Consider the following 21738-nt stretch of genomic DNA (forward strand, 5'->3'; position numbering starts at 1 on the left):
ACAACATCTACGATTCGCTATGCCATGAGGCAGGTAGTCTGCCAGCTTCGGCGGCATCATGGCTCAAGCGTCCAGCATGAGCATGCGCGGAAATGATTTTTGGACGTTGACCTTCTTGTTACGAGTTTGCACAGGTCAGCGCCTCTGATGGCTGAGTGTCGGAACCGCTCTCCTGAAGCGATGCTCGTAGCAGTTCCGCCGGAGCGGGCACGAGGTAGGCCGGCCGCGGGACGGCCTTGCTAACGCTGGTGCTAACGACGTCAGTCGACGCTCATGGACGTCCACGGAAGATGATCAAGGATCGTGCGCTCTGAGCAGGCGTTCGTGACTTCTGTAGACGTCGATGGACGGGCCTCGGACGACTTTTAATCCGTAGGGGCAGGGAGCACGGCGGGGGATCGATGGGGCAGTCTCGGGCGCTAAGCCTCGAAGGATCGTTCCGTGCAACGGCTCGCGCTCTTCGACCTCGATAACACTCTTGTGGACCTTGACGAGGCGTTCCGGGTATGGGTCGAGGAGTTCGCCGACGAGCATGGCTTAGGGTCCGAAACGATTGACTGGCTGGTCGCTCTGGACCGGGACGGCTTTCCACACCGTGAGGTGTTCTTCGCCAAGGTCTGTGGGCGCTTCTCTCTGTCGGATTCGGTCGAGGAGTTGTGGCGCCGCTATCGGAGGCGCCTGCCGCACCTCGTGCGCTGTCGGCCCGCAGTCCTGGACGGACTGGTCTGGCTACGGGGCTCCGGGTGGCTCGTGGTGATCGTGACTAACGGGATGGCCGACAACCAGCTTGGGAAGATTCAGCAGACCGGGTTGGCGGAGGCCGTAGACGCCTACGCGCTGTCGAGAGTCGAAGGCATCCGCAAGCCTGACGTCGCCCTGTTCGAGATCGCGGCCAAGCGCTGCGGTATGACTCTCGCCGGGGGCGGTTGGGTCATCGGCGACAACCTCACCGCCGACATCGCCAGCGGACGCGCCGCAGGCCTCCGGACGATCTGGGTCGACCGAGGCACCTGGCCCGGCGTCGACCACCAGGCCGACCACGTGGTCACGGACGTACTCCAAGCCATTGAGATGGAAGTGAGAGGGCGACGGTTCGCCATGACAGCAGCGGCGACAGCAACGTCGGCCACCAGGGGCATCCGGCGATAGCCGTGCACCACCCTCTGACCTCGGTCTATGGCAGGGGAGCAGGGTGGTTGTTCCGCCTGAAAAGCGGAAGGTCGGCGGTTCGACCCCGCCCCTGACCACTCTGTGACCAGCAAAAACCCCGGACCATGAATCATGGTCCGGGGTTTTTACATCAACGGCTACATCAACCGTTGAGCGATCTCTTTTCCGAGCCGCTTGAGCGCCTTCGTCTTCTCTTCCAGGGACGCATGCGCGTACACGTCCATTGTGACCTCTATGGCGCTGTGGCCGACGATCTCGCGAACCACGTGCGGAGGCACGCCCAGGTCGAGGAGCAGCGAAACGGCCGTGTGCCGGATGTCCAGATCGCTATATCAGCAGGCGCCGGCCGACGAGAGTTCCCAGCGGCAGGATCTCTGCGAAGAGCTGAAGGGTTCCAGCCTGTCTTGGCTGTGTTGCCGGTTGCCTGGGTGTACGGGATGGCCTGATCATCGAGACCGTGCCTGCCCCTGGCAGAGTGTGGCTGGCCCGCGAATCGGTCGCGAATACTGTGAGCCATGAACAGCAGACGACAGCTCGGGGAGTTCCTGCAGACAAGGCGCTCTCAGCTGCGACCCGAGGACGTGGGGGTGGCCACCTACGGTGACCGGCGTCGGGTGCCCGGGCTGCGTCGGGAGGAACTGGCGCTGCTGGCCGGTGTGAGCGCGTCGTATTACTCACGGCTGGAGCAGGGCCAGGCGCCCAACGCCTCGCCCGACGTGCTCGACGCGCTGGCCCGGGCCCTGCGCCTGGACGATGCGGAATGTCGGCACCTGCATGATCTGGCCGCCGCCGGCCGCCGCCGGAGCACCGTGCGCCGTGCCGCGCCCGAACGGGTCAGCCCCGCGACGCGTCAACTGGTCGCGGTGCTCGGTGACGTGCCCGTGCTGGTGCTCGGCCGGCGCGGCGACGTGCTGACATGGAACACGCCGGGCCACGCCCTGTACGCCGGCCATCTGGCCCTGGACAGCCCGGACACACCCCGGCAGCGGCCCAATATGGCCCGCCTGGTGTTCCAGGACGCGCACACCCGCGACCTGTACGCTGACTGGCCCGCAAAGGCCCGGGGCGTCGTGGCGACCCTGCGCATGACCTCCGGCCGCCATCCGGACGACCCGCTACTGACCGCGCTGGTCGGAGAGCTGACGGTCAAGAGCCCAGAGTTCGCCACGATGTGGGCCGACCATCGCATCAAGACCGGCGGCGACACGGTCTACGAGATGCGGCACCCGCTGGTGGGCGCCATGCGCGTGACCCAGCAGACTCTGCGGACCACCGATGACCAGTCGGTGGTCGTCGCTACCACCGAACCCGGCTCGCCCTCGCACTCCGCGATGAGGCTGCTCGTCCATAGCGTGCTGACAGGGCAGGCGTCCCGGCGTACCCGAATCACCAGCTGACCCCCGCATTCCCCAGGCGCTCCGACCGGAGCGCCCGATGCCGCACGCCCTCATTCAGACAGGACCAGGTATGCGCACCAGATTCCTCGCCTTCGCGATCGCCGCCGCAATCGGCCTGACGACCGTATCCCCGTCGGACGCGGCGACGTCCCGGATAGCGGTCCACTTCGACCTGACCAAGGGCCAGCAGCCGGAGAACATCGCCCTCGCCCCGGACGGCACGGCCTATGTCACCTTCGCCGCCGCCCGCCAGGTCGCCGCGATCAGCCCGAAAGGCACCATTCGGATCCTGGCGACCCTTCCCGCCCCGGCTGACGGCGGGGCACCGGCCCTCGGGTTCGCCCTGACCACCGGCATCGTCCGCACCGCCGACGGCACGCTCTATTTCCTGTACGCCAGCGGCGACCCCGCGACCACCGGCCTTTACCGGCTGCGTCCCGGCCGGCAACCGCAGCGCATCACCGCGCTTCCGGGGAACGGCCTGCCCAACGGCCTGGCCTACGACGAACAGGCGAAGACCTTCTACCTCACCGACTCGGTCCTCGGCTCCATCTCCACCGTGCCGCTGCACGGCGGCCCCGCCCGGACCTGGTCGTCGGCACCGGAACTCGCCGCGGCCGGATTCCTCGGCGCCAACGGCATCAAGGTACGGCACGGCGCGATCTGGGCCACGAATCTCGACCGGGGCACCCTGCTTCGAATTCCGATCAGGCAGGGCCGCCCCGGTCCTGTCCAGGTCAAGGCCACCGGCCTGGCCGGCATCGATGACATCGCCTTCACCGGTAACGGGGACGACCAGGTCATCGCGGCCCTCAACGCCCCGAACAAGGTCGTGCGCATCGACGCGGACGGCCGTGCCGTGACCCTTCTCACCGAGGGACTCCAGAACCCCACCTCGGTGGCGGTACGCGGTCGGACCCTCTACGTGCTCAACGCCGCCTACCTCACCGCCACCGACCCCAACCTGACCCTGGCCACCATTGGAGCGACCCATGCATGAGATCAAGCTCGGCGACGTCACCGTCACCCGCGTGGAGGAGATCCACGGCCCGATCATGCCGGCGCGGGACTTCTTCCCGACCATCCCTGAGGAAGCCTGGCAGGAGCACCGCGACCTGCTCGTCCCGGATCATCTGAGCTCCGACGACGACGTGGTGCACGTCGCCATGCAGACCTGGGTGCTGCGCAGCGAGGGCCGTACCATCCTGATCGACACCGGGATCGGCAATGACAAGAACCGTCCCGCGGTCGAACCCTGGCACCGGCAGCAGCTGGACTACCTCGGCCGGCTCGCGGTGGCCGGAGTCCAGCCTGAGGACGTCGACGTGGTCGTCAACACTCATTTGCACCTCGACCACGTCGGCTGGAACACCCGCTTGGTCGAGGACGAGTGGGTGCCGACCTTCCCGAACGCCACGTATCTGATGCCCGCCGCCGACTTCCATCACTGGAACCCGGAGAACAATCCGGGCATCTCGGGCAGCATCAACGAGTATGCCTTTGAGGACAGCATCACCCCGGTGCACGCGGCCGGGCAGGTGCACCTGTGGGAGGACTCCTACGTCATCGACGGCAACCTGCGTTTGGAGGCCGCTCCCGGGCACACGCCCGGCCACGCGGTGATCAAGCTGGAATCCAGTGGCGACCGGGCCTTGTTCGCTGCCGACATCATCCACACGCCGCTACAACTGCGTCACCACCACCACGGCAGTTGCTTCTGCGAGGACCCGGTCCAGGCCCGCGCGACCAGACGCCGCCTGCTCGACTGGGCTGCCGACACCACCGCGCTGGTCCTGCCCGCCCACTTCAGCGGTCGATCCGCGCTGGAGATCGAGCGGCGCGCCGAGTCCTACGCTGTCAGGGAGTGGGCACCCTTCAGCCGCTACTGACCGCGTCGCCCGTGGGTACCCGGCGGCCGCCGTCCACCACCCTCTGGCCACGGTCTCCAGGTCGAAGGCAGGGCGATTGTGCCGCCTGAAAAGCGGAAGGTCGGCGGTTCGACCCCGCCCCTGACCACCCCTCCTGAACAGCCAAAACGCCCCGAGCATCCGTGCCGGGGCGTTTTCGATTTCAGCCACCCGCTGATCGTCTTGGGTATTGGTGAGTGCTGAAGCTTCAGCGATATTTCCCCAGTAGTCGTCCTCTCCAGGATCTGGCAGGTCCCCAGAGCCGGCCGGCGGTTCGCAAGGAGAGCGGTATCCACCGTTCGGTGGGTTTTCTGGTCAGCATCATTCGTGGTCGATCACGGCTGGCAGGTCGATTCGCCGCGAGGGCGAGCACAAGATGCTTGAGCCATGGCAGTCATCGAAGTCACAGACCTCCGCAAGAGGTACGCGGATCTGACAGTTCTGGACGGCGTGTCGTTCTCCGTGGAGGAGGGCGAGATCTTCGGCATTCTCGGGCCGAACGGCACCGGTAAGACCACCACCGTGGAGTCTGTGGAGGGCCTGCGGCGCCCGGATAGTGGGTTGATCAGGGTCCTTGGGCTCGACCCGGTCCAGGACGGGCCTAAGGTTCGTGAGCTGATCGGGGTGCAGCTCCAGCAGACCCAGTTGCCGGAGAACCTGAAGGTATGGGAGGCGCTCGATCTGTATGCCTCCTTCTACGCCAAGCCCCGTGACTGGCGGGAACTGCTGGAGGAATGGGGGCTGGCCGACAAGCGCAACGCCCGCTTCGGGAAGCTGTCGGGCGGTCAGAAGCAGCGCCTGTTCATCGCGCTGGCGTTGGTGGGCAACCCGCGGGTGGCCTTCCTGGACGAGCTCACCACGGGCCTGGACCCGCAGGCCCGCCGTGCCACGTGGGAGCTGATCAAGCAGGTGCGGGCGAGCGGCGTGACCGTGGTGTTGGTCAGCCACTTCATGGACGAGGTCGAGGAGCTGTGCGACCGCGTCGCCGTGTTCAACCACGGCAAGGTCGTGGCGATCGACAGCCCGGCCGGGCTGGTCGGCGGAGAGCACCAGATGCGGTTCACGCTGATGGCGGGGGACATGGTCGGCCTGGAAGGGCTGCCGGGGGTGACCGGCGTGTCCAGGGAGGGGGACCGGGTGGTCGTCTCGGGCAGGGGTGACTTCGCTACGGCGGTCACCGCGCATCTGGCCCGCCACCAGGTCCTGGTCAGTGATCTCCGCCTTGACAGGCGCACTCTGGAAGACGCGTTCACCGCCCTGACCGGCCGGTCCTTCGGCTGAGGAAGCAGATCATGATGAAACTCGCCATTGTCGAGACCAAGCTGCTGACCCGCGAGCCCGGGGCGCTGTTCTCGCTGCTCATACCGTTGTTCATCCTGGTGGTGTTCGGCAGCTCGATCGAGCCGGGTGACACCGTGCTCCTGCCCATGGCGCTGGCCATCGCCGTGGGGCTGGTGAGTCTGTACCTGCTGCCCACCACTCTGGCGACCTACCGCGAGCGGGGCATACTGCGCAGGTTGTCCACCACGCCGGTGCGCCCAGGGAATCTGCTGGCGGTGCAGCTGCTCCTGCAGTTGGTCCTGGCGGTGACCGCGTGCGGGCTGCTGATGGCGGTCGCGGGTACCGTCCTCGGCGCTCATCTGCCCAGCCGGGTGCTGTCCGGTGTGCTGGTGTTCCTTGTGGGTACGGCGAGCATGTTCGCCATCGGCCTGCTCATCGCGGCGCTGGCACCGAACGGCCGGGCCGCCAACGGGATCGGGGTGCTGCTGTATTTCCCGATGGCCTACCTCGCCGGGCTCATCCAGCCGATGCAGCAGATGCCCGATATCGTGGCGGCCATCGGGGAGTACACCCCGCTGGGTGCTTTCGGGCAGAGCCTGCGGGATGTCTGGGCGGGCAGTGCTCCGAGCCCCTTGCTGATGGGTGTGATGGCTGCTTATGCCCTGGTCATCAGCATCGCGGCGGCCAAGTTCTTCCGCTGGGAGTGACGCATGACCGGGCGGCTCGACCGATGGGAGCACCTGCTGGAGCGGCAGCTGGCGGCCGCTCCGTACGTGCTGCTCGCGGTCTCCATGGTGCTCTCTCTGCTCACCGGCAGCAACCCGTGGGTCACGTGCGGCGTGGCCGCGCTCGCCGCCGCCTGGATGCGGTCGGCGCCGCGGGGCCCGGTGTACGTGGCCGGGCTGGTGGTGCTGATCGGCGTGCTCTGTACGCAGGGCGTGTGGTTCGCGAGCTTCTTTGCCTTCGTCGGATATCTGCACTCTTGGGAGTACCTGAAGGGGAAGTGGCGTTTTGTCGGGTTAACCGCTACGGCGGCGATCAGCGTCGCGACCTACCGTGGGGGCCTGCCCGAGCCCACCACGTCCGCAACCCTCACCTACCTCTTCTTCACCGCCGCCATCGTCGCGGCAGTGGGCCTGTTCAGCTTCGCCGGCGAGATCACCGCCGAGCGGAGCGCCCAGCGCAAGCGGATGGTGGCGCGGCTCGAGGAGGCCATGCGGGAGAACGCGGGCCTGCATGCCCAGCTCCTGGTCCAAGCCCGAGAGGCGGGCGTACTCGACGAGCGGCAACGCATGGCGGCTGAGATCCACGACACCCTCGCCCAGGGCCTGACCGGCATCATCACTCAGCTTCAGGCGGCCAAGCAGGCCGAGGACTGGCACCGCCGTGTGGACAACGCGATCCGGCTGGCGCGGGAGAGCCTGGCCGAGGCCCGGCGCTCCGTGCACGCGGTGGGCCCAGGCCAACTGGAGGCGGCACCGCTGTCCCAGGCACTGAACGACGTCGTGACCCATTGGGGCGAACTCAACGGAGTACGCGCGGATTTCACCGTCACTGGTACGGTCCGTCCCATGCATCCGGAGGTGGAGGAGACGCTGCTGCGCACGGCGCAGGAGGCCTTGGCCAACGCGGCCAAGCACGCCGGCGCGTCCCGGATCGGTCTGACCCTGTCGTACATGGAGGACGTGGTCACCCTGGACGTCCGCGACGATGGCGCAGGATTCGACCCCGAGCGTGTCCGCGACGGCGGCGGCTTCGGTCTGACGGCGATGCGCAAGCGGGTGAGCCGGCTGGCGGGCACGCTGGAGATCGAGTCGGAGCCCGGGGCCGGCACCGCGATCTCCGCGAGCGTTCCGGCGGTGGTACGTGACTGAGACCCCGGTCAGGCTGCTGATCGCCGACGATCACCCCATCGTCCGCGACGGCATCCGGGGCATGTTCGCCGGCGACCCGGACTTCGAGGTGCTCGGCGAGGCGGCGGATGGCGCGCAGGCCGTAGAGCGCGCCCGGGCACTGAACCCCGACGTGATCCTCATGGACCTCCGCATGCCCGGGATGGACGGCGTCACAGCCATCAAGGAACTGGCCAGGCTCGGCATCGCGGCCCGCGTGCTCGTCCTGACCACCTATGACACCGACCGGGACGTCATGCCCGCCATCGAGGCCGGAGCCACCGGCTACCTGCTCAAGGACACCGGCCGCGACGAGCTCGTTCGCGCCGTGCGTACCGCGGCGCGGGGTGAAGCCGTGCTGTCCCCGTCGGTCGCCACCCGCCTCCTCGGCCAGGTCCGCGCCCCTGCCGACCCGCTGAGCGCGCGGGAACTGGAAATCCTCCAGCTCATCGCCGACGGTGCCACCAACCGCGAAGCCGCCGCACGCTTGTTCATCAGCGAGGCCACGGTCAAGAGCCATGTGCTGCACATCTACGCCAAACTCGGCGTCAACGACCGCGCGGCCGCCGTCGCCACCGCCTTCCGCCGGGGCCTGCTCACCGTGGAGAACGACCGATGACGGCGCGTGGAGATCTCGGTTCACCCCGATCTCGCAGTTGACATGGTGTTCGGCTGTCGACGGCGACGCTGACGGCAAGGTCGGCTACCCGTCACAGATGAAGTCGTGGTTCCTTGCGCGACATCAGCGAAACGGCCGTGTGCCGGACGACGAGCGCCATGCTGTGGCCGGCCGTCATGCGGGGCCGGGGCGATCGGTGGGCCGGGACCTCGTTTCGGTTCGCTGCGCCTGCAACGCGCTCCGCAGTACCGGCCCACCCTCGTTGATCCCTACCGCGACCACCTGCGGCGCCGCCGCGCCGACGACCCCGCGGTTCCCGTTCTGCACCTGTTCAACGAGATCAAAGCCCTGGGCTACTCAGGTAGCTTCAACTAGTTCCGAGTCCGGAGTCACTCACTTCGAAACACAGGGGCGCGGAGGAATGCCGTGAGTGCTCGGTGGTACGGCAGGACCGTCGCCAGGTCGGCGTACTCGTCCGGGCCGTGCTGGCCGTCGCCGCCGATGCCGAAGATCACCGCGTCGACACCCCTCTCGTAGTAGAACCGGCCGTCGGCGGCGCCGTGCTTGCGCAGGAAGGGGGCGTCGTAGCCCTCCTCCCTCGCCGCCGCGCGGAGCGCGAGCACCTCGGGACGGTCGCGATCGGCGTGGTGCGGCGGGTCGACGTGGTCGACCACCGGGGTGACGCCCGGCTCGCAGAAGCCCAGCAGGTGCTCGGCGACCTGCTGCGTGGTCCGGCCGTTCAGGTCGTGGTCCTGCGGCGGGTAGCGGATGTCCAGCCACGCCTCGGCCATGGCGGGGACCTGGTTGCGGGCGGCGTCCGGTGTCTCGACCCGCGCGAGGTTCACCGTGGTGCGCCAGACCTCCTCGGTGGCGACCGGATATCGGGTCAGCAGGTTGTCGACGCTTCGCATCAGCCTGAGCAGGGCGTTGTCGCCGAGCCAGGGGTAGGCGCCGTGGGCGCCGCGGCCGGTGGCCCGCAGGTTCGCCACGACCATGCCCTTGGAGTCGGTCACGACGCGCAGCCCGCTCTGCTCGCCGATCACGACGAAGTCGCCGATGACACCATGCCGGAGCTGGTGCAGCGTGCCGTCGCGCCCTCCGACCTCCTCGTCGGTGACGAGTTGCAGCGCGATCGGATAGGGCAGCGCGGCGGCCGACTCGCGGAACACCCATGCCATCACCAGCGCCGACAGCTTCATGTCCTGGGCGCCTCTGGCGTACAGGCGATCGCCCTCGCGGCGGGGAACGAACTGGTTCGGCGGCGCGGGGACCACGTCCAGATGCGCGTTGAAGATCACCGGGAACCGCGGGCGCGGCGCCGAAGCGGGGTGGACCAGCGCGCTCGGCTTACCGCCCGACTCGAACCGCTCCACCGTGAAGCCGGGGCCGATGAAGTCGAGCACGAGGTCCAGGGCCCGGTGGAGATCGGCGGGGCGGTCGGCCACCGAGGGCACGGCGAGCAACTCCTCGGCCAGGGTCACGAACCACTCGGGAACGGCCTCCATGGGCACCATGGTCGCCCGCCGCCGTCACCGGCGCCAGAGCCCCGGTACGGGAAACATGCGGCAAGCTGATGGCGTGAGTGTCGTTGTGCCTTCGGACGATGCCGGAGTTCCACGGGCGCAGGCCGGCCCCAATCCGCAGCACCTGCTGGCGACTTTGCTCGGTGAATATCTCGACTCCTCGGAGGCGGACCTTCCATCGGTGGCGGTGGTGGCGATGCTCGGGGAGTTCGGCATCAGCGAGTCCAGCGCGCGGGCGGCATTGTCGCGGCTGACCAAGCGTGGCCTGATCGCGGTGCGGGGGCCTGGCCGGCCGCCCGTGTACCACCTCACGCCCCAGGCGATCGCCAGGCATCGCTCCCGGATGGATCATTTCCTGAGCTTCGGCGCCCGCCCGCCGCGGTGGACCGGAGACTGGGTGACCGTCTCCTTCTCGATCCCCCAGTCCGGCCAGGCCCCACGGCACGCGGTCCGGAGAACACTGGGGTCGCTGGGATTCGCGCGGTTGTACGACAGTGTGTGGATCCGCCCCGGATCGGACTCCGGTCCGGTGACGCGGGCGCTGCACGACATCCTGGACGACGTCGAGGGTGGCCGATGGTCGGTGATGCACACGCGGTTCGACGAGGAGGCCGGCCCGCACGGTCCGGCCGCCGCCTACGATCTGGCCGGCCTGGCGGCAGCCTACGAGGCTTTCATCGCGCAGTACGCGGACCTGCGGATGGCCGTGCGCGACGGGGAGATCGACGCGACCCGGGCGCTGGTGGTGCGGACCTCCGTCATGGATTCCTGGCGGAAGTTCCCGGACATCGACCCTGATCTCCCCGGGCATCTCCTGCCGGCACCGTGGCCCCGCCAGGTCGCCAGGGACCTCATGCTGGAGATCCATTCGGCTCTCGGGGCGCTCGCCGAGGCACGGCTCATCCAGGTCGCGACCCCGTACTGGCCGGATGCCGCGTCCTGGATCACCCACTTCCGGGCATCGGAGAACTTCCTCTCGGTCCCGGCCGGCGGGAAAGGCTGAGCGAAACTTTCACCCACCGGAACGACCGCCGGTCGCCGCAGCGCGTTCGGTGACCGCCGTCGTCAGGGGCGTTTCCGGTCTGCGCGTGCGCCGTTCGACTCGCGAAGTGCGGTCTCTTGACACTTTTCATTACCACATTGATAGTAACTGCACGTTGCTCTCATCGGCTCGTTCCGACTGACACGAGCGCAACGTGCAGCCGATGGTTCGCCATCTCCATCTCCTGATTCGGGCGGGCAAATCAGCCTGGCCGCGCTGGGAGTGGTCGTGCCGTTGCCGGGTTCCGTCGGCGTGCGCCGCGACTGCCACATCCCGAAAAGAGCGCCGTCGTGACACCCCTCGGAGGGCGAAATGAGAAAACGCGCGATCATCAGGGCGGTATTGGCGGCCGCACTCGCCCCGGTCTGCGCCGGGATAGTGGCGCTCACGGTGACGCCGACCGCCGCGGCGGTCGGCGGCTCGGGACCCTACCCGGCTGATTACGAGACCTCCACGAGCCTGGCGAATCACACCATCTACCGGCCTGGCACCCTCCCCGCCGAGAAACTTCCGATTTTCGTCTGGGGCAACGGAGGCTGCTCCGCCAACGGGCTCTCGCAGCAGAACTTCCTCCGCGAGATCGCCTCGTACGGATTTCTGGCCATCGCGAGCGGCGGCCCGAACGCCTCGGGGTCGACGACCTCCCAGATGCTCACCCAGTCCATCGACTGGGCGGTCGCGGAGAACAGCCGCCAGGGCGGCAAGTACTACGGCAGGCTCGACACCGGCAAGATCGCGGTAGGCGGCTACTCATGCGGGGGACTGGAGGCCTACGCCGTCTCCAACGACGCACGCGTCACCACGACCACCATCTTCAGCAGCGGGTTGTTGAACGATGCCGACGACTACCAGCTCCGCCGGCTGACGAAGCCGATCGCCTACTTCATCGGCGGGCCCAGTGACATCGCCTACCCGAACGCCATCGACGACTGGGGCAAGCTGCCGGCGGGGCTGCCCGCCTTCATGGGCAATCTGAACGTCGGGCACGGTGGCACCTACGGCCAGACCAACGGCGGCGAGTTCGGCCGCGTGGCGGTGCTGTACCTCAAGTGGCGGCTGAAGGGGGACACGACGGCCGGCGCGAACTTCGTCGGTGCCAACTGCGGTCTGTGCAACACGCAGTGGCAGGTCCAGCAGAAGAACCTCACGCTCGACGGCGGCAACCCCTCCCCGTCGCCCAGTCCCACTCCGTCCCCGTCCCCGTCTCCCTCTCCGTCGCCCAGCGGCGGCGGGTCCCGGGGCTGCTCGGCGACCTACTCGGTACAGGACCAATGGTCCGGCGGCTTCGTCGCGTCCGTCAGCGTCACGGCCGGCGGCACCGCGATCAACGGCTGGAGCGTCTCTCTCGGCCTGCCGGCCGGAGCCACGATCACCTCCTTGTGGAACGGCGTCAACACCGGTACCAGCGGCAACGTGACCGTCACCAACCAGAGCTACAACGGGCGGCTGTCGGCCGGACAGAGCACCAGCTTCGGCTTCCAGGGCAGCGGAACCGGTGCCGGCGCCACCGTCACCTGCGCGGCAGGCTGATCTCCACCCGCCGCAGGCAGGGAGCGCCGTGGCGGCGGGCCGGGAGGCAGGTCCCGGCCCGCCGCGCCGCGAGGAAGCATGCAGCAACGCCTGCCTGGTCAAAGGCAGCTGACGACCTTGCTCAAGTCGGAGACCGTCCCCTGCGACGGAAGGGGTTCAGCGGAGAGGGCAGGTGGGGGCGGGAGTAGCTTGGGCTGTGTGGTGAGAACGGGCGAAGGCCACGCGACGGCGTCCGTGACCGGCGGTACGGCGATCGACTATGCCGCGGTGTTCGCCTTGATGCCCACCCCTCTGCTGCTACTGGCCCCCGATCTGCGCATCGTCGAGGTGAACCGGGCCTATCTGGAGGCCACTCGCCGGACCAGGGACGAGCTCATCGGGCGGAACGTGTTCGAGGCGTTCCCGCCGAACCCCGCCGATCCCGCCTCCCGCGGGGACGAGGTCATGCGGGCCTCGGTGGAGCGCGTGCTGGCCACCGGTGAGCGGGACACGGTCGCCGTGCAGAGGTACGACATCCCGGTCTCCGGAAGCCCGGGACTGTTCGAGGAGTTCTGGTCCTCGGTGATCAACACTCCGGTCCGCGGACCGGACGGGGAGATCGCATGGATCCTGCACCGCCTGAAGGACGTGACCGCGATCGTGCGATCCTCGCGGTTGCGGTGCGAGCGCGAACGGGGGAACGACCGGCAGGACGAGGCGGTCGCGGTCGAGTTGTACGCGGGGGCGCTGGAGGTGCAGCGGCTGAACGAGCAGTTGCACGAGGCACGTGAAGATCTACGGGCGGCCCTGGCCTCGCGTAGCGTCATCGCCCAGGCCGTCGGCATTCTGATGGGCCGGCAGCGCTGTGCGGCGGGTGTCGCCTTCGCCATCCTCAGCCGGGCGTCCCAGAACCGTAACCTCAAACTGCACGACCTGGCGGTCGAGATCGTCACGGCGGTGGGCGGTCACCCGCCCGACCCAGGACCCTTCGAGTCCTTGGCATAGGGCGACTAAAGAGATCTACCCCATTCTCCCAAATTGGTTATCAATCATCACCGTATGTTATATCCGCAGGTAGAGTACTTAATAGTGGTCCAGAGGCGCGGCCCTCCGTTCGTCATGCAAAGGTGGCCGTCTCGCCATGTCCCCGCCGTTCGCGGTGCTTTCCGGTATCTCCGCATACCGCCTGCCACGCCGAGCCTTCCCGTTTCCCGTGTTCTCCGGGGCGCCGGCGTTTCCCGCGTCCGCTCGCCGTGCGGTGGCCGGAAGACGCCGGTTGCGGGAGGTGCGACCATGAGGCTGATCCGTGGGCGCTCGATCAGGGCGAGGTACACCCTGACCGTCGCGGTGGCGTCTTTGATCCTGTTCACCGCGCTGGGGATCGTGCTGCACACCCTGGTCGAGACCAAGATCCGTGACATCGTCTTCCAGGAGACCGAGCGCGCGGCGACCTCCTGGATCGGCTCGATGCGGCCCGACCGGACTCCGCCCGTCATCCCGGCGACCTCCGTCGACTTCCTGCAGCTGGTCGACTCGGCCGGGCGTGTGGTGGCCGCCAACGCGCTCGCCGGCACGGTGCCGCTGACCAGGATCCAGCCGACCGAGGAGGACCGGATCCTTCGGCTGGACGTGCACTCGCACGCCGGATGCCTCCTGATCACCGCCGTGCGCGTCTCCCCGCACGAGGCCCGCCTGCTCTGGGACGGCGCCCCCCATGTCGTCTACGCCGGGATGAAACCCCCGCCCATGCTGGCCACCCACTGGCTGGAGGTGTTCACCGTGATGGCCGTCTGCGGCGCCACGGTGCTGACGACGTGGATGACCTGGATCGTGGTCGGACGCACGCTGCGTCCCGTACAGGCGATCCAGGCCAGGATGGCGGAGATCAGCTCAACCGATCTCCGCCTGCGGCTGCCGGAACCGGCCGGCGACGACGAGATCGGACGGCTGGCCCGTACGGCCAATCGCACGCTCTCGCACCTTGAGGAGGCGGTGGAGCGGCAACGGCGGTTCGCGTCCGTCGTCTCCCACGAGTTGAAGACGCCGGTGGCCGCCTTGCGTGTGCAGATGGAGGAGTTCCTGCGCTATCCGGACGAAGTCGACCCCGGAGAGTCCATCAAAGCGGGTCTGTGCGCCGCGGAGCGGCTCTGCTCGATGATCGACGACCTCATGGTGCTCACCCGGGTGTGTGCCGCGTCCACGCCGCCGGAACCGCTCGACCTGTGTGCGCTGCTGGGCGAGGAACTGGTCAGGAACACCTGGCGGGTGCCGGTGCGAACCCACTTCACCGGGACCATCGAGGTTCTCGGCCGGGCACCGCAGCTGACGGCGGTGCTGAACAACCTGGTGGCCAACGCGCAGCGGCACGCGCGGACGGGCGTCGACGTGACCGTGCGGCGGGTGGGCGACGAGGCGGTGGTTACCGTGACCGACGACGGGGACGGTGTGCGTCCGGAAGATCGTGAGCGGGTCTTCCAGCCCTTCGTGCGGCTCGGGGACGGATGCCGCAGAGACCCCAAAGGCAGTGGGCTCGGCCTTGCCATCGCCCGTGCCGTCGCCAACGACCACCACGGCAGTCTCGTCATGGAAGACTCGCCGTGCGGTGCCCGGTTCGTCCTCCGGCTGCCGTTGGCGCCCAGCGGCGGCGAGCCGCCCTCCGCGAAGCCGTCCAGCATGGACGAGGATGACCGAGCTGGGGCCACGAGGCCCGGTCACCGGTAAGGCCTGGACGAATCAGCCGGAAATGGTCCGCCGTGATAGGCCGAGGGGGACCGGTCAGACCGCGGAACGCGGCGGGGTTGGCGTGCCGTAGAGGCGCCTGGCGTAGGAGGCGTACGCGCGCGGGGCGATGAGCGGCATGAGCAGGCGGGCGGGCAGCGGGGCGCCGGCGAGGACGTGCTTGATGACCTCCGGATCCCCCTCGTACATCGCCATGCCGAAGGCGAGCGGGAGCCGCTTCTTGGGCAGCTCGCTCATCGAGTGGGCGCCGAGTTCGTCCCACTCGGCGGCGGTGACGTACTTCTCGGCCAGCGGCAGGATGCGCTCCTCTTCCAGCGCCATGTGCTCGACGAGCACCGGGTTCAGCCGGTCGATCGCGTCGGCGAGGCTCTCACGGTGCGCGGCGGACGGATCGCCGCGCCAGGGGGCGAGCCGTTGACCGACCTCTTCGTTGCCCCGGTCGATGGCCTCGTGGTGGCGCTCCATCAGATGGACGATCGGGGCGATCTCCTGCGACCCGCGCTCCAGCAGCCTGGGCCACAGCAACTCGTCCTCGCCGCCGTGGTGCGCGTGCAGGATGGTGGACAGCATCGTGATGTGGTCGGCCACGACCGCGGCGCGCGCGACGTCGCCCTCCGGCACGCCGCGCACCAGCCCCGATGCCAGGCCGAACTCCCGGCGCAGCGTGGTGTGCGCCATGTACATGTCCCGGACGTCGGCCATCGCAGTGGTGGAAGTGGTCACGTGTTTCCTAGGTCGAGGTGTCGAAGACAACAGGGCCGGCGAAGTGGGGGGAAGGCCGCCCGAATCAACCTAGCGGTTTGAGGTTACTCGTCTGTTAAGGGCGAATCGCTCGCTTCTGTGCTCCTCGCGGCCACTTACGGCCGCGGTGGTGCCGCTTGGGCGACCGGCCGCCCGCTGGGTCAGCGGTAGCTGGTGACGTCGGCGGGCTTGCCCTGGTCCTGCACCTCCACCAGGTAGCGCCAGGCGTCCGGGCGGCTGCCGTCGATGTCGGTGAAGCCGTAGACCTGTGCGAGCTGGCCGCTGGACAGCGACCGGCCGTTCCAGCGGGCGACCTGCGGGTCGGCGGCGAGTGCCGCGACGGCACGGCCGGTGTAGGCGGGTGTCTCGGAGATGGCGAAATGCGGTTGTGCGGCCAGCGCGTCACGCCAGTTGGCCTCGGTGACCCCGAAGGCGTCCAGCATGATCTCGGAGCGCATCCACCCCGGGGTCAGCGCGACGGCCGTGGCGCCGTGCGGCGCGAGCTCCTTGCCCTGGGCGAAGGCCATGCGGAGCACCGAGGTCTTGGCCAGGTCGTAGAAGAAGGAGACGCGGTAGTTCTCGGCGTTGTAGTCGGCGGTGCCGTCGGTCATCTCGACGACCAGCCCGCCGGGATTCTGGATCATCAGTGGCAGGGCGTGGTGGCTGGTGATGATGTGCGTGTCGACCGCCAGCCGCAGGATGCGCAGGCCGGTGTCGAGCGAGTGCTCCCACAGCCGGTCGGTCCAGCTGAACAGCGACTCGCCGCCCCAGATGTTGTTGACCAGCACATCGAGCCGGCCCTGCTCGCGGCCGACCCGCTCGATGAGTGCCTTCACCTGCCCGGACTCGAGGTGGTCGACCTGGACGGGGATCGCGCGGCCGCCCGCGGCGGCCACCAGGTCGGCGGTCTCCTCGATGGTCTCGGGCCGGTCGATCTCGGAGCGCTGCCCCCGCGTGGAGCGCCCCGTTACGTACACCGTGGCCCCCGCGGCGCCGAGCTCGACCGCGATGGCACGCCCCGCGCCCCGCGTCGCCCCGGCGACCACGGCGATCTTGCCGTCCAGCCGTCCTTGGTTCATGCGGCCGATCGTGACAGACGGCACCGACAGTTTCGGCGGGGAGGTCGCCCGGGGATCGCCGCGGAGGCGGGCGGGCGGTCACTTGGACAGGTACAGGACCTTCCAGGTGCCCGCGTAGAGGCAGTTGAGCGACGGCTGGGCGGCCTTGGGCTCGGAGCAGACCTTCAGCTCGACCTGGTACACGTCGTGGTACTTGACGGCGAACTTCTTCGGCGAGCCGTAGGAGCAGTCCCGGACGACGCCGTGCTTGAACGGGAGGTTGTTCCCCGAGCGGTAGGTGATCCGGAAGACCGCCCAGCCGCATGACCGCGAGCGGGTGAGGTCGTAGACCTTGCCGGAGATCTTCACGGTGTCGGCGGTCGGCAGGTCCTCGTGGTCCTCGCCGGTGGCGGTGAGTGAGCCGAAGGCCTTGGCCGCGCGGCCCGGCGCGTAGTAGGAACCCCAGTTCTTGGCGACGGTGGTCGTGGCGACCGCGTCCGAGGGGCCGGTGGCGGCGTCGGCGGCGAGGGGGGCGGTCGCGACGAAGGCGGCGGTGATGGCCAGGCCGGTCAGGGTGCGGGTGATCCTCATCGGAGGCGGTCCTTCCTTTTCGAGATGACCGCATTGTGTGGTGGGCCGCTTTCAACCTCCTTGCCCCGGCGCTGCAAGCGGGTAGCAGCCCACTGGAACCGGTCTGCCGGGGGTGGGTCAGTGACGCGAGGTCTCCTCGCGGGCGGCCACCGACGCCTCGATGCCGCCGGCGAGGAAGCGGCGGATCACCTGTCGCTCCGCGCCGCTGAACTCCTCCAGCGCTGCGGACAGGTGCCGGGCGAGCGGGGTGAAGAAGTCCCTGGCGAGCGTGACCGCCTGGGAGTGCAGGGCGAGCTCCACCTTGCGGCGGTCGGTCGCGCTGCGCGTGCGCTCGATGTGGCCCGCGTGCTCCAGCCGGTTCAACAGCGCGGTGGTCGCCGGGGCGCTGAGGTTGAGCGCCGCGCCGAGTTCCCCCGGGGTGAGCGGACGGCCCTCGCGCGCCGCGTCCATGATCACTACGACGGCGTTGAGGTCGGTGCGGTGCAGGCCGTGCCCGACGGCGAACCGCTCGACGAATCGGTCGAGTTCGACGTTGAGCCGGCGCAGGAGCGTGAGAAGTTCGATCGGATCCGCGATGCCGTCCTGCGCTTCCCGTTCGCCCGGCACGCCGCCGGGTTCCTGTGCCGCCACGCTTGCGCCTCCTCTTCTCGTCGTCGTCCGCGAGGTCCTCGGCAGCCCGCACGCCGCGCATGCCGCATGCGGCCACGCCGGTTGCCACCGCGGCCGCCCCGGCCTAATCTTTTCGCCCGTGGAACTATTCCATCAGTGAAGTACTTGTGGATTGGGGCGTGCTGCGTTGAGACGACCAGAGCATAGGGGCTGGGCGGCGCTGTGGGGGGCGCGCGGGAAGTGGGTCACGCTGGCCGTGGCCCTGCTGCTCTCCGCGCTTGCGCTGGCCTTCGGCGGCGCGGCCGCGGTGAACACCGACCCGGCGGCGGCCCTGCCCAAGGGCGCGGAGTCGGCGACGGTCACCCGGCTCAGCCGGGAACTGCCGAGCGGCCAGGCGCTCCCCGCGCTGGTGGTGTACAGCCGTGCGGGCGGTCTGACCGAGCAGGACAAGGCGGCCATCGGCGCGGACGCCGCGCGCGTGGCCGCGCTGGCCATGGGCGGCAGGATGCCGCCGCCCGTCTACGCGGGGGACGTCGCCCTGCTGACCGTGCCGCTCTCCGGGACGCTGCCGATCGCCGAGCTGACCGGCACCGTCGGCGAGATCCGCGCCGAGGTCCGGGACGGGCTGCCCTCCGGCGCGCGGGCCGAGGTGACCGGCGGCGCCGGCTTCAAGGTCGATCTCGCCGCGGTGTTCCAGGACGCCGACCTGACCCTGCTCGCCGTCACGGCCGGGGTGGTCGCGCTGCTGCTCCTGATCACCTACCGCAGCCCCTGGCTGTGGCTGGTGCCGCTCAGCGTGATCGGCCTGGCCGACCAGGTGGCCGCCAAGGTCGTGGCCATCTTGACCCGCGTCACGGGGCTCACCGTGGACGACTCCACCCTCGGCATCACCTCCGTGCTGGTCTTCGGCGCCGGGACGAACTACGCCCTGCTGCTGATCGCGCGCTATCGCGAGCAACTGCGCCACCATGACGACCGGCACGCGGCCATGACCGGAGCGGTCCGCTCGGCCGCGCCGGCCATCCTCGCCAGCTCGGCCACCGTGACCCTCGCCCTCGCCACGCTGAGCTTCGCGGCGTCGCCGTTCACCAGGGGCATCGGCCTGGCCGGAGCGATCGGCATCGTGACCGCCGTGGCCTACGCCCTGCTCGTGCTGCCCGCCGCCATGGTGATCTTCGGCCGTGGCCTGTTCTGGCCGTTCGCCCCCAAGGTGGGGCAGGACGACCCGTCGCGCACCGGGCCGTGGTCGCGGGCCGGCCACTTCGTCGCACGGCGGCCCGTCCTCATGACCGTCCTCAGCGTGGGCCTGCTCGCCGTGCTCGCAGCCGGGGGCATCGGCCTGCGCAGCGGGCTCGCGCAGACCGAGCAGTTCCGCGACCCGGTCGAGGCCATCGCCGGCCAGCAGACCCTCAGCCGCGCCTTCCCCGCCGACAGCGGCAGGCCGGCCGTGATCATCACCGGTACGGCCGCCGCCGAGCAGGTGCGCGCCGCCGCGGCGTCCATCCCGGCGAAGCCGCGGGTCACGATCGTGGAACGTACCCCGCGCCACACCCGCGTCGAGGCGGTGCTCGGACTGGAGCCGGGCACGCCGGAGAGTTTCGCGGCGATCAGGCAGCTGCGCGCGGCCGTCCACGCCGTCCCGGGCGCGTCGGCGGTGGTCGGCGGCCCGGAGGCGTCCGACCTGGACGACCGGGACGCCGCCGCCCGTGACCAGCGGCTGATCATCCCTCTGGTGCTGGGCGTGGTGCTGCTGGTGCTGCTCGTCCTGCTGCGCTCGCTCGTCGCGGCGGTCACGCTCGTGCTCACGGTGGTCGCGAGCTTCGCCGCGGCCTTCGGCGCCTCGTGGTTCGCCTTCACCCACTTCTTCGGCTTCCCCGCGCTCGACCTCGACGTTCCACTGCTGAGCTTCCTGTTCCTGGTGGCGCTCGGGGTCGACTACAACATCTTCCTCACCACCCGGGCCAGGGAGGAGACGCCGCGGCTCGGCACGCGCCAGGGCATCGTCGCGGCCCTCGCGGTCACCGGCGGGGTGATCACCAGTGCGGGTGTGCTGCTCGCCGCGGTGTTCGCGGTGCTGGGTGTGCTCCCGCTGATCACCCTCACCCAGATCGGGGTCATCGTCGGCTTCGGGGTGCTGCTCGACACGCTCCTCGTGCGCAGTGTGCTCGTCCCGGCGCTGGTCACGCTGCTGGGTGACCGCTTCTGGTGGCCGGGCACGCCGCAGGCCGCGGCCGGGGACGCCGAGCAGAAGGAGGCCGGCCTGGCGTACCGCTGACCGGCCGTCTCCTCGCGGGGCCGCGCGCCCGGCTCCCGCCGGGCCGCGACCCGCCGTCCTGTTCCCATCTCCTGCCCTGCGGTGCCCGGTCGCCGAGCCCGCGTTCCATCCTTGGCGGTCCACGCCCGTCGCGGCATAGGCTGAAGGTGAGCGTCAGGTCCGCGTCCACGGCGCGGGCGGCATCGCCGGTGCGCCTCGACGGGCGTGTCCGCCGCAGTGATTCTTTCCACCAGGTGCGCGAACCACTTGGCCAGAATCATCGCGCCGCACTACGCTTTGCCGCAGATCATTCCGCCCTGTGTCCGCGGAGCTTCCTCATGTGGAGGTGGCACCGCCATTGGCACCGGCGTTGACCATGTCTAGCGCGCTGAGGCACAACATGCCGTCGGCCGCGCTCGTCGATTCTTTCCGTCCGGCAGACGACGGCGTGATCGGCGTACCTGATTTCCGGCCCGGACCGCCACGCCGTCCGGGTTGTTCGGGTTGTCGCTCTTCGGTGTCCGCGAAAGCGGGACTGTTGTGCCCGATTTCGGGCAGATGTCATGCGAGACCGCATGGCTCTCCATGAACGCGCCGGCGCAGGGGTGAGGTTAACAAGAGGATGGGAAATGACACGTATAGATCCCGAGGCTCTGGTCGCAAGCCTGCGAGGTGTGCAGAAGGCTTCGGAGGCGACCGGAGTCGTGCACCACTTGGAACGCATCGTGCGCGTGGTGGACCGGCTGTTCGGGTACGCCGGGGCCGGACTGATGTTCGCCGACGAGGGCAAGGCGCTGCGTTACCTGGTGACCACCGACGAGGCGGGCAAGAGCCTTGAACACGCGCAGGCCGCCGTGGGCCACGGGCCGTGCGTGTCGGCGTTCTTCACCAACGCCGCCGTGACCACGCGGGACGTGCAGGCCGACGAACGGTGGCCCGACCTGGCCGAGCTGCTGCACCCGAGCGTGCGGGCGGTCGCCGGGGTGCCGGTACGGCTCGGCGACGGGCCGGTGGGCACGCTCAACGTCTACCAGGCCGAACCGCACGAGTGGGAGGAGTCCGACACCCAGGCGCTGCTCGCCTACGCGCACGTCATAGAAGAGGTGCTGGCCGCCGCGGTGAAGGCCGAGGAGAAGAGCGCCCTGGCCGACCAGTTGCAGTACGCGCTGGACTACCGCATCGTGATCGAGCGGGCCATCGGTTACCTGATGGGCAAGCACGACCTGACGGCCGCCCAGGCGTTCACCGGGCTGCGCAAGCGCGCCCGCGACAGCCGCCGCCGCGTCGCCGACCTGGCCGCCGAGATCCTGGGCGAGCAGGCCCCGCCCGGTTGAGCGCCGGGCCGGCGACGGCCCCCCACCGGCTCTCTCTGACCCGACTCCCGATGTCCCGGCCGTGCCCCCCAC

20 protein-coding genes and 2 tRNA genes are annotated in these 21738 nt (G+C 69.3%); 16 read left to right on the top strand and 6 right to left on the bottom strand.

Annotation, left to right across the window (positions count from 1 at the left end):
* Positions 1 to 441: 441 nt before the first annotated feature.
* Both IEY93_RS11875 and IEY93_RS11880 read left to right on the top strand, forming a co-directional pair.
* Positions 442 to 1149, top strand: coding sequence for an HAD family hydrolase (locus IEY93_RS11875; protein ID WP_189163059.1), 708 nt, complete (start codon positions 442 to 444; stop codon positions 1147 to 1149).
* A gap of 33 nt (positions 1150 to 1182) precedes the next feature.
* Positions 1183 to 1247: transfer RNA gene (locus IEY93_RS11880), tRNA-Ser, on the top strand.
* Positions 1248 to 1307: 60 nt separating this feature from the next.
* Here IEY93_RS11880 and IEY93_RS11885 read toward each other — a convergent pair.
* On the bottom strand, positions 1308 to 1493 hold the full coding sequence (locus tag IEY93_RS11885; RefSeq protein ID WP_189163132.1) for a tyrosine-type recombinase/integrase: 186 nt from the start codon (positions 1491 to 1493) through the stop codon (positions 1308 to 1310).
* Positions 1494 to 1685: 192 nt separating this feature from the next.
* Here IEY93_RS11885 and IEY93_RS11890 point away from each other — a divergent pair, with 192 nt between their 5' ends.
* The 8 genes from IEY93_RS11890 to IEY93_RS11925 all read left to right on the top strand — a co-directional run bounded on the left by IEY93_RS11890 (position 1686) and on the right by IEY93_RS11925 (position 8266).
* Positions 1686 to 2567 carry a helix-turn-helix domain-containing protein gene (locus IEY93_RS11890; protein WP_189163060.1) on the top strand — a complete coding sequence of 294 codons (882 nt, stop codon included), beginning with the start codon at positions 1686 to 1688 and terminating at the stop codon, positions 2565 to 2567.
* A 70-nt stretch (positions 2568 to 2637) separates the two neighbouring features.
* Positions 2638 to 3567 (top strand): SMP-30/gluconolactonase/LRE family protein, encoded by a 930-nt coding sequence (locus IEY93_RS11895; protein WP_189163061.1) that lies wholly within the window; start codon positions 2638 to 2640, stop codon positions 3565 to 3567.
* Complete coding sequence (locus IEY93_RS11900) at positions 3560 to 4456, top strand: MBL fold metallo-hydrolase (protein ID WP_189163062.1); 897 nt, start codon at positions 3560 to 3562, stop codon at positions 4454 to 4456. Before IEY93_RS11895 ends, IEY93_RS11900 begins: the two co-directional genes overlap by 8 nt.
* Positions 4457 to 4507: 51 nt before the next feature.
* Positions 4508 to 4583, top strand: a tRNA-Phe gene (locus tag IEY93_RS11905).
* A gap of 278 nt (positions 4584 to 4861) precedes the next feature.
* Complete coding sequence (locus IEY93_RS11910; RefSeq protein WP_189163063.1) at positions 4862 to 5755, top strand: ABC transporter ATP-binding protein; 894 nt, start codon at positions 4862 to 4864, stop codon at positions 5753 to 5755.
* Between the two features lie 11 nt (positions 5756 to 5766).
* Entirely contained in the window at positions 5767 to 6462 is a 696-nt protein-coding gene (locus IEY93_RS11915; protein WP_189163064.1) for an ABC transporter permease, read from the top strand.
* A gap of 3 nt (positions 6463 to 6465) precedes the next feature.
* On the top strand, positions 6466 to 7629 hold the full coding sequence (locus IEY93_RS11920; RefSeq protein WP_189163065.1) for a sensor histidine kinase: 1164 nt from the start codon (positions 6466 to 6468) through the stop codon (positions 7627 to 7629).
* The gene (locus tag IEY93_RS11925) at positions 7622 to 8266 is read left to right on the top strand and encodes a response regulator (RefSeq protein WP_189163066.1); all 645 of its coding nucleotides are present in this window, start codon (positions 7622 to 7624) and stop codon (positions 8264 to 8266) included. Before IEY93_RS11920 ends, IEY93_RS11925 begins: the two co-directional genes overlap by 8 nt.
* A 389-nt stretch (positions 8267 to 8655) precedes the next feature.
* Here the strand turns inward: IEY93_RS11925 and IEY93_RS11930 are convergent, their stop codons facing one another.
* On the bottom strand, positions 8656 to 9771 hold the full coding sequence (locus tag IEY93_RS11930) for a M20 family metallopeptidase (RefSeq protein ID WP_189163067.1): 1116 nt from the start codon (positions 9769 to 9771) through the stop codon (positions 8656 to 8658).
* Between the two features lie 73 nt (positions 9772 to 9844).
* Here IEY93_RS11930 and IEY93_RS11935 point away from each other — a divergent pair, with 73 nt between their 5' ends.
* From IEY93_RS11935 to IEY93_RS11950, 4 genes are all read left to right on the top strand, one after another.
* Complete coding sequence (locus tag IEY93_RS11935; protein ID WP_203968570.1) at positions 9845 to 10792, top strand: PaaX family transcriptional regulator; 948 nt, start codon at positions 9845 to 9847, stop codon at positions 10790 to 10792.
* Between the two features lie 351 nt (positions 10793 to 11143).
* Positions 11144 to 12361 (top strand): cellulose binding domain-containing protein, encoded by a 1218-nt coding sequence (locus IEY93_RS11940; RefSeq protein ID WP_189163069.1) that lies wholly within the window; start codon positions 11144 to 11146, stop codon positions 12359 to 12361.
* Between the two features lie 198 nt (positions 12362 to 12559).
* Positions 12560 to 13345: an ANTAR domain-containing protein gene (locus tag IEY93_RS11945; protein ID WP_189163070.1), complete on the top strand. Its 786-nt coding sequence runs from the start codon at positions 12560 to 12562 to the stop codon at positions 13343 to 13345.
* Between the two features lie 288 nt (positions 13346 to 13633).
* On the top strand, positions 13634 to 15061 hold the full coding sequence (locus IEY93_RS11950; RefSeq protein WP_189163071.1) for a HAMP domain-containing sensor histidine kinase: 1428 nt from the start codon (positions 13634 to 13636) through the stop codon (positions 15059 to 15061).
* Positions 15062 to 15115: 54 nt separating this feature from the next.
* On the opposite strand, the gene IEY93_RS11955 is transcribed toward IEY93_RS11950, so the two are convergent.
* The 4 genes from IEY93_RS11955 to IEY93_RS11970 form a co-directional block, all read right to left on the bottom strand.
* Positions 15116 to 15802, bottom strand: a complete 687-nt coding sequence (locus IEY93_RS11955; RefSeq protein ID WP_203968569.1) for a hemerythrin domain-containing protein — start codon at positions 15800 to 15802, stop codon at positions 15116 to 15118.
* Between the two features lie 179 nt (positions 15803 to 15981).
* Positions 15982 to 16899: an SDR family oxidoreductase gene (locus IEY93_RS11960; protein WP_189163072.1), complete on the bottom strand. Its 918-nt coding sequence runs from the start codon at positions 16897 to 16899 to the stop codon at positions 15982 to 15984.
* Positions 16900 to 16977: 78 nt separating this feature from the next.
* Positions 16978 to 17469 (bottom strand): hypothetical protein, encoded by a 492-nt coding sequence (locus IEY93_RS11965; protein ID WP_189163073.1) that lies wholly within the window; start codon positions 17467 to 17469, stop codon positions 16978 to 16980.
* Between the two features lie 117 nt (positions 17470 to 17586).
* Entirely contained in the window at positions 17587 to 18099 is a 513-nt protein-coding gene (locus tag IEY93_RS11970; protein ID WP_203968568.1) for a MarR family winged helix-turn-helix transcriptional regulator, read from the bottom strand.
* A gap of 166 nt (positions 18100 to 18265) precedes the next feature.
* Between IEY93_RS11970 and IEY93_RS11975 the strand changes: the two genes are divergently transcribed.
* Together IEY93_RS11975 and IEY93_RS11980 are read left to right on the top strand one after the other, a co-directional pair.
* A complete protein-coding gene (locus IEY93_RS11975) occupies positions 18266 to 20353 on the top strand; it encodes an MMPL family transporter (protein WP_203968567.1) in 2088 nt (695 codons plus the stop codon).
* Positions 20354 to 20961: 608 nt separating this feature from the next.
* Positions 20962 to 21666: a GAF and ANTAR domain-containing protein gene (locus IEY93_RS11980; RefSeq protein WP_189163074.1), complete on the top strand. Its 705-nt coding sequence runs from the start codon at positions 20962 to 20964 to the stop codon at positions 21664 to 21666.
* The last annotated feature ends 72 nt before the right edge of the window (positions 21667 to 21738 follow it).

The sequence above is a fragment of the Sphaerisporangium melleum genome, assembly GCF_014646695.1.
Taxonomy (GTDB): Bacteria; Actinomycetota; Actinomycetes; order Streptosporangiales; family Streptosporangiaceae; genus Sphaerisporangium; species Sphaerisporangium melleum.